This is a genomic window from Stenotrophomonas sp. K-6, from assembly GCF_056861555.1.
In genome coordinates this window covers 1,116,233-1,129,758 of record NZ_JBSPUC010000001.1, presented here as the reverse complement: position 1 = coordinate 1,129,758, position 13,526 = coordinate 1,116,233, and the positions used below count along the sequence as shown (strand labels likewise).

Annotated in this window: 12 protein-coding genes; 7 read left to right on the top strand and 5 right to left on the bottom strand. The window is 67.6% G+C overall.

Going from position 1 to position 13,526, the window contains the following annotated elements:
* Positions 1-19: 19 nt before the first annotated feature.
* Positions 20-286: a DksA/TraR family C4-type zinc finger protein gene (locus AC13F7_RS04945; RefSeq protein ID WP_482999422.1), complete on the bottom strand. Its 267-nt coding sequence runs from the start codon at positions 284-286 to the stop codon at positions 20-22.
* Between the two features lie 109 nt (positions 287-395).
* The gene (locus tag AC13F7_RS04940; RefSeq protein ID WP_482999421.1) at positions 396-947 is read right to left on the bottom strand and encodes a DUF2058 domain-containing protein; all 552 of its coding nucleotides are present in this window, start codon (positions 945-947) and stop codon (positions 396-398) included.
* Between the two features lie 72 nt (positions 948-1,019).
* Here AC13F7_RS04940 and AC13F7_RS04935 point away from each other — a divergent pair, with 72 nt between their 5' ends.
* The 3 genes from AC13F7_RS04935 to AC13F7_RS04925 all read left to right on the top strand — a co-directional run bounded on the left by AC13F7_RS04935 (position 1,020) and on the right by AC13F7_RS04925 (position 3,935).
* Complete coding sequence (locus tag AC13F7_RS04935; RefSeq protein WP_121038688.1) at positions 1,020-1,517, top strand: M48 family metallopeptidase; 498 nt, start codon at positions 1,020-1,022, stop codon at positions 1,515-1,517.
* Positions 1,518-1,598: 81 nt separating this feature from the next.
* On the top strand, positions 1,599-2,309 hold the full coding sequence (locus AC13F7_RS04930; protein ID WP_482999420.1) for an rRNA pseudouridine synthase: 711 nt from the start codon (positions 1,599-1,601) through the stop codon (positions 2,307-2,309).
* Positions 2,310-2,357: 48 nt separating this feature from the next.
* Positions 2,358-3,935, top strand: a complete 1,578-nt coding sequence (locus tag AC13F7_RS04925) for a phospholipase D family protein (protein WP_481468874.1) — start codon at positions 2,358-2,360, stop codon at positions 3,933-3,935.
* Between the two features lies 1 nt (position 3,936).
* Here the strand turns inward: AC13F7_RS04925 and AC13F7_RS04920 are convergent, their stop codons facing one another.
* The gene (locus tag AC13F7_RS04920) at positions 3,937-5,016 is read right to left on the bottom strand and encodes an HDOD domain-containing protein (RefSeq protein ID WP_482999498.1); all 1,080 of its coding nucleotides are present in this window, start codon (positions 5,014-5,016) and stop codon (positions 3,937-3,939) included.
* A 333-nt stretch (positions 5,017-5,349) separates the two neighbouring features.
* On the opposite strand from AC13F7_RS04920, the gene AC13F7_RS04915 reads away from it, so the two are divergent.
* Positions 5,350-6,447, top strand: a complete 1,098-nt coding sequence (locus tag AC13F7_RS04915; protein ID WP_482999419.1) for a Glu/Leu/Phe/Val dehydrogenase dimerization domain-containing protein — start codon at positions 5,350-5,352, stop codon at positions 6,445-6,447.
* Positions 6,448-6,531: 84 nt separating this feature from the next.
* Here the strand turns inward: AC13F7_RS04915 and AC13F7_RS04910 are convergent, their stop codons facing one another.
* Positions 6,532-9,399, bottom strand: coding sequence for a S8 family serine peptidase (locus AC13F7_RS04910; protein WP_482999418.1), 2,868 nt, complete (start codon positions 9,397-9,399; stop codon positions 6,532-6,534).
* A gap of 176 nt (positions 9,400-9,575) precedes the next feature.
* Here AC13F7_RS04910 and AC13F7_RS04905 point away from each other — a divergent pair, with 176 nt between their 5' ends.
* The 3 genes from AC13F7_RS04905 to AC13F7_RS04895 all read left to right on the top strand — a co-directional run bounded on the left by AC13F7_RS04905 (position 9,576) and on the right by AC13F7_RS04895 (position 11,773).
* Positions 9,576-10,751, top strand: coding sequence for a thiolase family protein (locus tag AC13F7_RS04905; protein WP_482999417.1), 1,176 nt, complete (start codon positions 9,576-9,578; stop codon positions 10,749-10,751).
* A gap of 124 nt (positions 10,752-10,875) precedes the next feature.
* Complete coding sequence (locus tag AC13F7_RS04900; protein WP_088434503.1) at positions 10,876-11,217, top strand: hypothetical protein; 342 nt, start codon at positions 10,876-10,878, stop codon at positions 11,215-11,217.
* A 151-nt stretch (positions 11,218-11,368) separates the two neighbouring features.
* Positions 11,369-11,773 carry a hypothetical protein gene (locus AC13F7_RS04895; protein ID WP_346468254.1) on the top strand — a complete coding sequence of 135 codons (405 nt, stop codon included), beginning with the start codon at positions 11,369-11,371 and terminating at the stop codon, positions 11,771-11,773.
* A gap of 62 nt (positions 11,774-11,835) precedes the next feature.
* Here AC13F7_RS04895 and AC13F7_RS04890 read toward each other — a convergent pair whose 3' ends face one another.
* A complete protein-coding gene (locus AC13F7_RS04890) occupies positions 11,836-13,467 on the bottom strand; it encodes an acyl-CoA dehydrogenase family protein (protein WP_482999416.1) in 1,632 nt (543 codons plus the stop codon).
* Positions 13,468-13,526 lie beyond the last annotated feature (59 nt).

Here is a 13,526-nt window from a genome sequence, read left to right as displayed (position 1 = left end):
CCCGGCCCAGTATCGATACCTAGCGCAGCTGGCTGTCCTTGCTGCCGCGGCGGTTGTAGCTGCTGCCCTCCTGCTGGGCGGCGTCCTCTTCTTCCTGGCAGCGCACGCACAGGCGTACGCCGGGTACGGCCTTCCGCCGCGCCTCGGGAATGGGCGCGTCGCAGTGCTCGCAGTGGGTCAATCCCGGGCCATCGCGCAGCTGCGCGCGGGCCCGCTGGATCGCCTCATCGACGGTGGCGTCGATCTGATCCTGGACGGCGCCGTCGCCTGCCCAACCTGTCGCCATGATGTGTCTCCCATGCCGGTGTCAGGGCACCAGCATAGACCCGGCCCACCACGCCCAGCCAACGTGGGGCTGAACGCCCGCGGCGCCGGGTGAACGCTTCAGACGTGGCTTACCAGACCAGGTCGTCCGGCACCTGGAACTGGGCGTAGTAGGCATCGTCCTCGGCGTTGCCGGTGCTCGGCTCGCTGCCGGGCTGGCTGTTGTCGAGCACGACCACGCTGGCGTCGCGCTCACGGACCTTTTCGGCCGCCGTCCTCGGCAGCAGTTCGAAGCCGTCGCCATGGCGGACGATCACCAGGCTGCCCGAGGCCAGCTGGCGACGCAGTACGTTGTTGACCAGCATCGTGCGGATCAGCGTGCCGTCATTGAAGCGGTACTCGCTTTCGCCTTCACGCTTGACCTTGTGCGCCTCGACGATCTGGCGGACCTGGGCCTGCAGTTCCTGGGCGTGGGCCTTGGCCTTGCGCTCGGCTTCCAGCGCGCGATCGCGTTCAGCCTTCTCGGCACGCAGGCGCTCGGCCTCGCGCTGGCTTTCGCTGGGCGCGACCGGGGCCTTGCCGTGGCGGGCTTTCACCTGTTCACGGGCGGCCTGGGAGACCTGGGATTTCTTGACCAGCCCAGCCTTGAGCAGCTGCTCCTGCAGGGGATTTGCCTTCGCCATACGCCTAGCATCTGTTGTTGCGGGATTCCGGGGACCATCATACTGGTCTGCCCGCCCCGTCCCAACCGCCCCATGACCGCCCTGAAGTACCTCGCCGGCTATCCCGACGCCCTGCAGCAGCAGGTGCGCGAGCTGATCGCGGGCGACCGGCTGGGGCCGTGGCTGGAGCGGCGCTACGCCGAACTGCATACGGTGCGCAACGACCGCCAGCTCTACGACTACACCCAGGGCCTGAAAGAGCGCTATCTGCGCCAGTCCGCGCCGCTCTCCAAGGTGATCTATGACAGCCGGCTGCAGGTGCTCAAGCACGCCCTGGGCACCCACACCACGGTCTCGCGGGTACAGGGCAGCCGGCTCAAGGCCAGCCGCGAGATCCGCATCGCCACGGTGTTCCGCGAGGCGCCGGCGCCGTTCCTGAAGATGATCGTGGTGCACGAGCTGGCCCATCTGAAGGAATCGGACCACAACAAGGCGTTCTACCAGTTGTGCACCCACATGGAAGCGGATTACCACCAGCTGGAGTTCGATCTGCGCCTGTACCTGACCCACCTGGAACGCACGCCGGCCTGAGCCGCGGCGTCCAGCATCGCGCAGCGCCGGGCCCCAGCCAGTACACTCCCCGCCCGCTTCCCGTTTTATGTTGCCTGCCCGATGACCGACCCGATCCGACTCGACAAACGCCTGACCAGCCTGATCGGCTGCTCCCGTGGCGACGCCCAGCGCTATATCGAAGGCGGCTGGGTGACCGTCAACGGCAAGGTGGTCGAACAGCCGCAGACGATGGTCACCGACGAGGACATCGTGCTGCGCGAGAACGCCGAGGCGACCCGCACCGAGACCGTGAGCATGCTGCTGCACAAGCCGGCCGGCATGCGCTCGGACGAATTGTGCGCGCTGGTCACCCCGGACACCCGCAGTGAACTCGATGCCACCGGTGTGACCCTGCTGCAGCGGCATTTCCACGCCCTGCAACTGGTGATGCCGCTGTCCGATGACGAAAGCGGCCTGGTCGTGGTCAGCCAGGACGGGCGCGTGATCTCGCACCTGAAGGATCGCGGTGCAACGCTGGAGCAGGAATACCTGGTGGAAGTCAGTGGCGAGCTGGCGCCCTATGGCATGAAGCGCCTCGCGCACGGGCTGAGCTTCCGCAGCTGGCCGTTGCCACCGTGCAAGGTGAGCTGGCAGAACGAAACCCGCCTGCGCTTTGCGATCAAGCCGGTGCATCCGGGCCAGTTGCGCGACATGTGCGCCCAGGTCGGGCTGGAGGTCATCAGCATCCGCCGCCTGCGCATCGGCCGCGTGGCGATGGGCAAACTGGCGCCGGGCCAATGGCGTTACCTGGCGCCGGACGAGCGCTTCTGAACCGCGCCAGCGCTCGCGCTGCACGCCCGCGCCGCTTACGATCAGGGCATGACCGATAAAAAACCGTTCTGGCGCCGGCTGCTGCGCTGGCTGGGGATCGTCTTCGCCCTGCTGATCCTGCTGGTCCTGAGCGGCTTGCTGCTGGCCGACCACCTCACCCCGCAGGCCCTGGGTGAGCGTTCCACGGTGCTGCCCACGCAGGCCGACCAGACCGCGATCGATCGCGAGCTGGCCCGCCTGCAGGCCGAGCATCCTGGCCAGAGCGGTGTGGCCTTCCTGTCCGATGGACTGGATGCGTACGCCGCGCGCGCGGTGATCACCCAGCACGCCGGGCGCAGCCTGGACCTGCAGTACTACATCTGGCACGACGATCTGATCGGCCATCTCATGGCCAACGAGCTGTACCGCGCGGCCGAGCGCGGCGTGCGGGTCCGCATCCTGCTCGATGACATGAACGCACAGGACAAGGACGCGCTGATGATGGCGCTCGATGCGCACCCCAACATCGAGATCCGCCTGTACAACCCGTTCCGCAACCGCAGCGGGCTCTGGCGCCTGGTCGAGATGGTGCAGCGCGTTTTCAGCGTGAATCACCGCATGCACAACAAGTCATGGATCGCCGACGGGCGCGTGGCGATCGTCGGTGGCCGCAATATCGGCGAGGAGTATTTCAGCGCGCGCCCGGACGTGAACTTCCGCGACCTGGACCTGCTGGTGGCCGGCGAATCGGTGCAGCAGGCCAACACGATTTTCGACGATTACTGGAACAGCGATACCGCCGTGCCGATCCGTGCACTGGCGTTCTATACCGAACCGCAGCTGCGCCTGCTGATCCGCGAAAGCGAGCACGAAGCGCGGCTGGACAGTGCCAAGCCTTACCTGGAACGCGTGGCGCGCTCGCAGGCGGAGAAATCGTACTACCGCGATACGCTGGGTCTTCACTGGACGGACCACGTGGATATCGCCTCGGACCCGCCGATGAAGCACCGCCGCGACGATCAGGCCGGTTGGCTGGTCACGCGCCTGGTGCAGGAACTGGAAAGCGCACGGCATAAAGCCCTGCTGATCTCGCCCTACTTCGTTCCTGGTGAGGACGGCACCGAAGGGCTGGGTGCGATGGTCGCGCGCGGGGCCCAGGTCGCGGTCATCACCAACTCCCTGGCCGCCAATGACGTGGCTGCCGTGCACAGCGGTTACATGCATTACCGCGCCCCACTGCTGCGCAGTGGCGTGCAGCTGTACGAGCTCAAATCACGTGGCAATGTCGATGGCGGCGGCCTGTTCGGCAGCAGCGGCGCCAGCCTGCACACCAAGGCCTTCATGATCGATGACCAGCGCGGCTTCGTCGGTTCGTTCAATCTGGACCCCCGCTCAGCCTATCTCAACACCGAGATGGGCGTGCTGTTCGACGATCCCGTGCTGGCGGGGAAGCTGCGCGAGGAATACCTGCACCTGGCCGACCCGCGCCAGAGCTATTGGGTGGCGCTGGGGCCGGATGACAAGGTTCGCTGGCTGGAGCGTGATGCGCAGCCGCCGCATTGGCTGTACACCGAGCCGGAGGCCGGCGTCTGGCTGCGGGCCAGCGCACGCGCGATCAGCTGGCTGCCGCTGGAATCGCAGCTCTAGCTCAGCCGGCCTGCGCCACCTCGAATCCGGGCTCATCGCCCTCCAGCGTTTCCACCGAGCGTCCGTGTACGCGACGCCAGATCCACTGCAGCGCATGCGGCGGCGTGTCGTCCAGTTGTTCCAGCCAGGCCAGTGCCTGGACCTGCCCGATCTGACCATGGCGGCACAGCAGGCTGGCCGCGGCCACCGCCCGCGCGAAACGCAGGCTGGCGGCCAGGCCACTGCCACTCTGGCGGATCAGGGCATCATGCACGGCCTTGGGCAACTCCCATGCCGCGGCAATCCGGCTCGCCACCGGCAGGGTCCAGCTGTCGAGCAGGTCGGCGGCCAGCACGCGCGGCGGCGCGGCCACCTGCTGTTGCGCGCAGGCATCGAGCAGGTGGCGCATCACCAGCGCCGCGCCGAGCCCTTGAGTGAGGCCGAGCCACTGCGCAGCGAAACCGTCCTCATGGGTCACCGTGCGCGCATGGTCGGCGGCGACGCGCGAGGCCAGCAGCGCATGCTCCCAGATCACCGCGCTGAACTGCGGAAACGCGTCGCACTGCAGCTGCATCACCGGCTGCACCAGCACCGCGCTGATGATCTGGCGGATCCCGTCGGTGCCGACCAGGGTGACGGCACGCTGCAGGGTTTCCACCGGCTTGGCCTGCACCCGGTAGACGGGACTGTTGGCGATCCGCAGCAGGTTGCCGGTCAGCACCGGATCCTGCCCGATGATGCTGGCCATGGCGCGGGCGGAGGCGTCGCTGTCGTTGACGGTCTGGATCAGCTGCGGCAGCAGTTGCGGGCGACGCGGCAGATGCTTGGCCGACCAGTCCCGGGCCAGCAGGGACGCGGTGACCGCATCGCGCAGTTCGACCGAATGGCCGACCGCCGCATCGGCCGGATCGCCACTGCGGGGCACCAGAGCGAGCGCGTGCAGGCCCACCTGCAGGGCCGCCACGGGATCGGCTGCCTGGTGCAGGGGCGCGCCAGCGGCCGCGGTTGCCGGGTAGTGCCCGCTTACCGCGCGGGCGGCCGCCGGAGCCGCCGCGGCACGCCGGCGGCGGAGCAGCAGCCCCCCACCCAGCAGGGCTGCCACCACGACCGCGAGGAAGACTGCGCCCGTCACGCCAGGGCTCCTGGCCACGTGGGATACCGCACTTGCCTTGTTGCGACTGCGCCCACGTGATCCGTCCTGCGATTGCCGGTGATGCACACCCTTGCGACGGCATCGGCCTGCACGTCAGCAACTTTAATGGCGGTGGCCATGCCCCCCGCAGCGGAACCCTGACACCACCCTCCGGCGGAATGCTCTAGAATGGCGCCGCGCGACCCGTCCGAGACCCGACGACGTCGCTTTTTTTGTTTTACACCCCACCTTTTGCTGGCGCGTTCGCCGCTGTTCGCCACCGTTCGCACCATCGGAGCCACCATGTTATTTGAAACCCTCGAATCTACCGGTCACGAGCAAGTGGTGTTCTGCCACAACCGCGATGCCGGCCTGAGGGCGATCATCGCGATCCACAACACCACGCTGGGCCCAGCCCTGGGCGGTGTGCGCATGCGTCCCTACGCCAGCACTGACGAGGCCCTGGAAGATGCGCTGCGGCTGAGCCGCACCATGACCTACAAGAACGCGCTGGCCGGCCTCAACGTAGGCGGTGGCAAAGCCGTGATCATCGGTGACCCCAAGCGCGACAAGACCGAAGTGCTGTTCCGCGCGTTCGGCCGTTACGTGGATTCGCTGGGCGGGCGTTACATCACCGCCGAAGATGTCGGCACCGATGTCAACGACATGGAGAACATCTACCTGGAAAGCGAGTACGTCACCGGCGTACACCAGGTGCATGGCGGCTCCGGCGATCCGGCACCGTTCACCGCGTACGGCGCACTGCAGGCGTTGATGGCCTCGATGCAGCACAAGCTGGGCCATGAGGAAGTCGGCAAGGCCAGCATCGCGGTGCAGGGCCTGGGCCACATCGGCATGGAACTGGTGAAGCTGCTGCGCGACCGCGGCGCCAAGCTGTACGTCAGCGACCTGGACAGCGCGCGGGTCGAGCGTGCGGTGACCGAATACGGTGCCGAAGCCGTCAAGCCGGAGGACATCTACGACGTCAATGCCGACATCTTCGCGCCCTGCGCCCTGGAAGGTGCGATCAACCCGGAGACGCTGCCGCGCCTGAGGTGCAAGATCGTCTGCGGCACCGCCAACAACCAGCTCTCCAGCCTGGACGTGGGTGACGAGCTGCATGCGCGCGGCATCCTCTACGCGCCCGATTACGCGGTCAACGCCGGCGGCGTGATGAACGTCTCGCTGGAAATCGACGGCTACAACCGCGAGCGTGCGATGCGCCTGATCCGCAGCATTTACCACAACCTGGGCCGCATCTTCGCGCTGTCGCAGAGCGAAGGCATCGCGCCACAGCGCGCCGCCGATCAGATCGCCGAGTCGCGCATCCTGTCGATCGGCAAGTTGAAGATGCCACTGGGCCGCGCCACGCCGCGGCTGGGAACGCTGCGCGGCAACTGATCTGCTGCGGCGATCAAAACGACGAGGGCGCGATCATGGATCGCGCCCTCTTTTTTGTAGCGCACCTCGCGGTGGGGCCCGCCCTCAGAACCCGGCCGAGTAGCGCAGCTGCACCTGGCGCAGATCGCCCCGCGGGCCGAACCGCTGGTCATAGCCGAACGCCAGGCGCGTGTTGCGGCTCAACCACGATTCCACGGACAGCCCGAACAGGCCGCCCGAGCGCGCCGGCTGCAGGCCGGACAGTGGCGCCCAGGCCTCCACGCCCACGAAACTGGCCTCCTGCACCTGTCCCGTACTGGCCAGGTGCTGCTGCCACTCGGCATAGCCGCGCAGCGACCACCCACCCCAGCGACGCTCGGCACGCATGCCGATCAAGGCCTGGGTGCGCGTACTGACCGCATCGAGCGTCCGCAGGCCGAAGCCCATGCCGCCCTGCTCGCTGAAACCGTCGCTGTCCACGCGGGCATACTCCGCGCCCAGATAGGGCGTCAGCGACGCGACGGCATTGCCGAAGCGATATCCCGATTCCACGCTGGCCGCACTGAAGCTGCCGCCATAGCGTGCGTTGACACCGTATTGGCCCGCGCCGAGCAGCAACTGGCGGTCGATCTCGCGCGTGAACTGGCCTGCCCCCAGCTGCCCCATCGCATAGGCGCGGCCGGTGCCCCAGCCTGCATACAACTGCGCCTGCGACTGGCGGTCGCGCCCACGGTCGCTGCCCCAGTCACGGCCGCCGAAGCTGCGCGTTTCACCGAACGCGAACCCGAGCATGCCGTGGCTGCCCAGCGCCATGTCCTGGCCCATCATCCAGCCCCGGGTGGCCACGCCGTTGCCGGCGAAGCTGCCCTGCCCCGCCTCGCCCAGCGCGCTTTGCCAGGTACCGCGCAGACGCGGTGCGGCCTGCACCTCGCCAACGCGGGCCGACAGCGCACGGCGGTTCATGTCGATGCTGTCGAAGGTCGATGCGGTGGCCAGCGCATGGGCCTTGCCGGACAGGCTGTCCAGGCTCGCCTGCAACGCACCGGCACCCTCCACACGCTGCAGCTCACCGGCCGCCCCCGCGAAGCCGGTGAACGCGCCACCGCTGCCATCGAGGACTTCGAACGCCGATTCCACCCGGGCCGCCGAGGCCAGCGTAATCCCGCTCAGACCGGCCTGCTGGGTCGCACTGATGACATTGATCCGGTCGGTGATCAGGCTGACGTCGTTGCTTTGATAGCGCAGGCTGGTCTGAAGCAGCGTGCCCGTCGCCAGCGCATTGGTCACGCTGGCAAACGTGCCGCTCACGCCACCCTCGGCCTGCAGCAGCGCCTGGGAGCGTCCATCGGCGGGCACGTAACCGCTGAGGATGCTGTCCACGTGCACATTGCCCGCCAGCGACGCCGTGCCGGTGACCTTGAGCGCATTGGCACCCAGCGCCACCACCAGCTGTGCACCGGCACGCTGCACGTAATTGCCCTCGACAGTGGCATCGATGTTGGCGCTGCGGAGGATCACGCTGGCACCGTTGTCCACGTTGCCAGCCACCCGCGTCGTGCCGTTCATGAACTGCAGGGCGGCGTTGCCGGGTGCATCGGCCTGCGGCACGATCAGGACATCGGAGGTGATCGACGCCCCCCCGCGCAGCGCGAGCGTGCCACGCTCGATGCGGGTGTCCCCGCTGTAGGTATTGGAACCGGCCAGGGTCAGTGATCCGATGCCCTGCTTGATCAACCCGCCCGTGCCGCTGATGTCGTTGGCCCATACCGAGTCCAGACCGACCGTCGCGACATTGGCGGTGACGTCACCCCAGTCGAACCGGGCCGGCCCGTTGATCGCCTTGGCGATGTTGAGCAGGCCATAGCCGAACGTGCTGTCCACGCCGCCTGCGCCGAGATCGGTCGCCGTGCCGAGCAGGGTCTGACGCACCAGGTCATTGGTGAAGTACGGGTACTTCTGCCACACCAGCGCGGCCGCGCCGGAGACCAGCGGCGCTGCATAGGACGTGCCCGAGCCGTAGTAGTACGTGGGCGTGCCGCCGGTGTTGGCCGGATCCACATACGCTGCGGTGCCGGGGGCGGCAAGGCAATAGCGTGCCGCCACGCCGCACGCGTTGGCATAGGAGGCCAGCCTGCTCGGGTCCGCGGTATCGACCGCGGTCACGCTGAGCCAGCCACGCTCCAGATCCGCTGCCGGCAGGCTGCCGCCGGTACCCGGCTGGCTGGGCAGTGCCGCCATGCTGGACGGATTGGCCTTGCTCTCGTTGCCGGTTGCGAACACCACCAGGCCGCCATTGCCGATGATGAAGGGACGGTACTCCTGGGCGATCGGCACGGTGGCGGCCGGATTGGTCCAGTACAGACCGCCCCACGAGTTGTTCATGATCTTGACGCCGGCATTGATCAGATCCTGGTGCACCGGCGCCAGGCCCAGCGCACCGCTGACCTGGTTGCCGCTGCCGGAACCATCATCGACCGGGCTTTTGTCGGCGATGATCCGTGCCGACACGATCTGCGCGTCCGTGGCCACACCGCCTGGCCAGCTCCCGACCCGCCGACCGGCAGCCAGCTGGGACACCACGGTGCCATGCCCGACCACGTCGTCCACGTTGAGGTTGTTCACCCGCGGATCGACGTAGTTGTAACTGGCCACGACGCGCCCGTTGAGCGCCGGATGACTGCGGTTGACGCCTGAATCGACCACGCCGATGCGCACGCCCGCGCCAGTCCAGCCGGCCGCCTGCGCGGGACCGGCCTGGATGATGCTCAGGTGCGCATCGAAGGCCGGCTGTGCCGGCGGTGCCGTGGTCGGCGGTGGCGTCGGTGGGGTGGTAGGGGGCGGCGTCGGCGGGGTGGTCGGTGGAGGCGACGGCTCCAGGTCCCCCCGGACATTGCTGCCCCCGCCTCCGCACGCGCTCAACGCCAAGGCCAATGCCGCGGCCAGGGCCGACCTGCCGATCACAACCTGTTTCATCCCCGCTCCCCTTGTGAATGGACCTTCCCCACCTGTCGGCCTCCCGGGCAGACACCGGCGGTCAATGCCGACCCTCTATACTGGACCGACCCCCACGCAGTCTGCCGGGAAATGCGTCGGCTTCCAACGCCCGCGTTCCCATTCCGCTCTTCGCTCACGCATCAAAGAGATTGCACATGTCCAACATCGTCATCGCCGCCGCCAAGCGCACCGCCATCGGCTCCTTCCTGGGCCAGTTCAATGGCGTGCCGACCCCGACCCTCGGGTCCACCGCGATCGCCGCGGCCCTGGAACAATCCGGGATCCCGGCTGCGGACGTTTCCGAAGTGATCATGGGCTGCGTGCTGCCGGCCAATCTCGGCCAGGCGCCGGCCCGCCAGGCCGCGATCGCCGCCGGGATTCCGGTCTCCACCGGCGCCACCACCCTCAACAAGGTGTGCGGCTCGGGCATGAAGGCCATCATGCTGGGGCATGACCTGATCAAGGCCGGCTCGGCCAGCATCGTGGTTGCCGGCGGCATGGAATCGATGTCCAACGCCCCGCACATGCTCCCCAACTCGCGTACCGGCAACCGCTTCGGCAATTTCCAGGCGGTCGACCACATGGCCCACGACGGCCTGGTCAACGCTTATGACGGCAAAGCAATGGGCGAGTTCGCCGAGTGCACCGTCGACAAGTTCCAGGTCAGCCGCGAGGAGCAGGATGCCTTCGCCATCGAATCCGTGCGCCGCGCGCTGGCTGCGCAGGCCAATGGCGCGTTCGACGATGAAATCGTGCCGGTGAAGGTGAGCACCCGCAAGGGCGAGGTCGATTTCGCGCAGGACGAGCAGCCGGGCCGTTCGGACGTCATCAAGATCCCGACCCTGCGTCCGGCCTTCAAGAAGGACGGCACGGTCACCGCGGCCAGTTCCTCGAGCATCTCCGACGGCGCTGCTGCCGTGGTGCTGCTGACCGAAGAGGACGCCGCCGCCCGCGGGCTGCAGCCGCTGGCCCGCATCGTCGGCCACGCCACACATTCGCAGGCGCCGGAGTGGTTCACCACCGCCCCGATCGGAGCGATCCAGAAGCTGCTGGAAAAAACCGGCTGGACGCTGGACCAGGTGGACCTGTTCGAGATCAACGAGGCCTTTGCCGTCGTGGCGATGGCGCCGATCCGCGAACTGGGCATCCCGCATGACAAGGTCAACGTCAACGGCGGCGCCTGCGCACTGGGCCATCCCATCGGTGCCTCGGGTGCGCGCTTGGTGGTCACACTGGTGAACGCATTGCGCAAGCGTGAGGCCAAGCGCGGAATTGCTACCCTGTGCATTGGCGGCGGCGAAGCAACCGCCATCGCTATCGAATTGATTTGATTTGATTTAACGCGCATTTCTCAAAACTGAATGCGCGATCGCTTGACAGCCAATCTTGGCTTGTCATCATGTTGCCGGGCGCGCAATAGCGCGTTGCCTAATCTAACGACGAGGATTCACAACAATGAGCATCAACAAGCTGCTGATCGCAATGGCCCTGGGCCTGGCTCTGACCGCCTGCTCGAAGCAGGAGCAGGCTGCTGACGCCGCCGCTTCGGCCAACGAAGCTGCCGCTGACGCCCAGGCCGCTGCCGACCAGGCCGCTGCTGCTGGCGCCCCGGCTGCTGACGCTGCCCAGGCTGCTGCTGACACCGCCACCACCGCTGCTGACGCTTCGGCTGATGCCGCTGCCCAGGCTGCTGGCGCTGCCACCGACGCTGCTGCCGACCAGGCTGCCGACGCTGCCAAGGCTGCCGAAGGCACCGCCGAGAAGGCCAAGGACGCTGCTGAAGAAGCCAAGAAGTAATAACTTCTTTCTTCAAGCAAGTCTGAAGAAGCCGCTGGTTCGCCAGCGGCTTTTTCTTTGGGCGCGTGTTGAGCAGGCCCCGCCACCCACCGGTTCTTCACAGACGCATGAATAGGCTGGCCTCCCATCCATCGCCTTACCGGAGCGCCACATGAAGATCCGTCCGTTGACCACCTCCCTGCTGGCCGCTTCCCTGCTGCTCGGCCTGGCCGCGTGCAAGGGCCCGGAGGCCGAACAGGCCCGTCGCGATGCCGCCCAGGCAGCCGATAGCACCAACGCCGCCGCGCGCGAAGCCGTCGACAAGGCTGCCGCAGCGACCCGCAATGCCGCCGATGACGCGGCTGCCGCGTCCGAGCGCGCTGCCGCCGATACCCAGCAGGCACTCGACCGCGCCGCTGCCGCCACCTCCGAAGCCGCGGGCGAAGCAAAGGTCGCTGCCAAGGATGCCGCGGCCCACGCCAGCGACTCCACCGCCGATGCCGCGCAGAAGGTGGCCGACAAGGCGCGTGATGTTGCCGACGACGCGCAGAAGAACGCCAACGAAGCCAAGCGCTGAGTCAGGCAAGCTGTTCGAATTGCGGTTGTCGCAGCGCCCCCTCCCCGGAGGGGGCGTTTGCGTTACGGCAGTGCGCGGCTCAGGACGGCGCCGAAGTCCACATCCGCCGACAGCGTCCCGAACGCCATCCCATGCTCGGCACCGAGCCGTGAGCGGATGAAGACCGATGCGTTCGGGCTGCGCGCATGCAGCAGTACGGCGGCCTGCAACACCAGCGCCAAGCGTTCGGTGATGCGACGCGCCTGCGCTTGTTCCGGCGTTGCCGCCAGCTGCGTGCGCAACACCCGCAGCGCGGCGTCATAGATCGCATCCACGCCGGCCGCCGCATCGAGCTCGGCGTCCAGCGCCTGCATTGCCTGTGGTTCGCGCGACAGGGCACGCAGCACATCCAGGCACTGGATGTTGCCGCTGCCTTCCCAGATCGAATTCAACGGGGCCTGCCGATACAGCCGCGGCAGCATCGACTCTTCCACATAGCCGGCGCCACCGAGGCATTCCTGCGCTTCGTTGACGAACACGGCAGCCCGCTTGCACACCCAGTACTTGCCCACGGCGGTGGTGATGCGTGCGAAGGCAGCCTGCTGCGGATCGTTGCCGGCCTGGTCCACGGCGCGCGCGACACGCATCGCAAACACCGTGGCCGCTTCAGACTCGATTGCCAGATCGGCCAGCACATTGGCCATCAGCGCGTGCTCGCACAACCGCCTGCCAAAGCTGTTGCGGTGCCGCGTGTGATGCAGCGCCTGCGCGAGCGCCATGCGCATTTCCGCCGCGGCGCCAAGCATGCAGTCCAGCCGCGTCATCATCACCATGCCGATGATGGTCGCCACCCCTCGCCCTTCCTCGCCGACACGCTGCGCCAGGGCCCCGCACAGCTCCACTTCGCTGGAGGCGTTGGACCAGTCCCCGAGCTTGTCTTTCAAACGCATCAGGTGGAACGCATTGCGGTTGCCATCGGCCAGGCGCCGCGGCATCAGGAAACAACTCAAGCCACCCGGTGCCTGCGCCAGCACCAGGAACCCATCGGACATCGGCGCGGAAAAGAACCACTTGTGCCCGACCAACGCATAGCTGCCATCGGCCTGGGGCTCGGCGCGGGTGGTGTTGCTGCGCACGTCCGAACCGCCCTGCTTCTCGGTCATGCCCATGCCCAGCGTGATCCCGGCCTTGTCGGCGATCGGCACGTCGCGCGGGTCGTAGTGCGGGGCTGCCGCCTTGTCCGCCCAGTCGGCCAGCGACGGCGCCTGCCGCAGCACCGCAACGGCGGCGTGGGTCATCGTCAGCGGACAACTGGTGCCGGCCTCGGCCTGATGGTGCAGATAGCTCAGCGCCGCGCGCGCGACATGTGCGCCAGGACGGCCGTCGTGCCACGACAGCCCGGCCACGCCATGCGTCTTCGCCGCGGTCATCAACCGGTGGTAGGCCGGATGGAACTCGACCGTATCGATGCGATGGCCCTGCGCATCGTGCGTGCGCAGCCGCGGTCGGTCGCGGTTGGCATCGAAACCGATCCGATACAACTCATCGCCTGCAAGGACGCCATACCGCGCCAGCTGGCCCACGAACGCAGCGCCGCCTTCGCGCTGTACTGCATCGGCCAGCGCCACATCGTCCGCCCATAGGTTGCGGCCCACGAAGGGCGGCGGCTGGTTGCTCACCTCGTGCGTCTCGAACGCGGGCAGTGCAGGCCTCATCGGGGCACCCTCCTTGCAGACAGAGACCTCGATTCTGCCGCATCCCCGGCTGGGCCTCC

Excerpts from the sequence above, each read along its gene's own strand:
- AC13F7_RS04890 (WP_482999416.1), bottom strand. The coding sequence starts at position 13,467 with ATGAGGCCTGCACTGCCCGCGTTCGAGACGCACGAGGTGAGCAACCAG.
- AC13F7_RS04895 (WP_346468254.1), top strand. The coding sequence starts at position 11,369 with ATGAAGATCCGTCCGTTGACCACCTCCCTGCTGGCCGCTTCCCTGCTG.
- AC13F7_RS04940 (WP_482999421.1), bottom strand. The coding sequence starts at position 947 with ATGGCGAAGGCAAATCCCCTGCAGGAGCAGCTGCTCAAGGCTGGGCTG.
- AC13F7_RS04935 (WP_121038688.1), top strand. The coding sequence starts at position 1,020 with ATGACCGCCCTGAAGTACCTCGCCGGCTATCCCGACGCCCTGCAGCAG.
- AC13F7_RS04925 (WP_481468874.1), top strand. The coding sequence starts at position 2,358 with ATGACCGATAAAAAACCGTTCTGGCGCCGGCTGCTGCGCTGGCTGGGG.
- AC13F7_RS04930 (WP_482999420.1), top strand. The coding sequence starts at position 1,599 with ATGACCGACCCGATCCGACTCGACAAACGCCTGACCAGCCTGATCGGC.
- AC13F7_RS04900 (WP_088434503.1), top strand. The coding sequence starts at position 10,876 with ATGAGCATCAACAAGCTGCTGATCGCAATGGCCCTGGGCCTGGCTCTG.
- AC13F7_RS04905 (WP_482999417.1), top strand. The coding sequence starts at position 9,576 with ATGTCCAACATCGTCATCGCCGCCGCCAAGCGCACCGCCATCGGCTCC.
- AC13F7_RS04910 (WP_482999418.1), bottom strand. The coding sequence starts at position 9,399 with ATGAAACAGGTTGTGATCGGCAGGTCGGCCCTGGCCGCGGCATTGGCC.
- AC13F7_RS04915 (WP_482999419.1), top strand. The coding sequence starts at position 5,350 with ATGTTATTTGAAACCCTCGAATCTACCGGTCACGAGCAAGTGGTGTTC.
- AC13F7_RS04945 (WP_482999422.1), bottom strand. The coding sequence starts at position 286 with ATGGCGACAGGTTGGGCAGGCGACGGCGCCGTCCAGGATCAGATCGAC.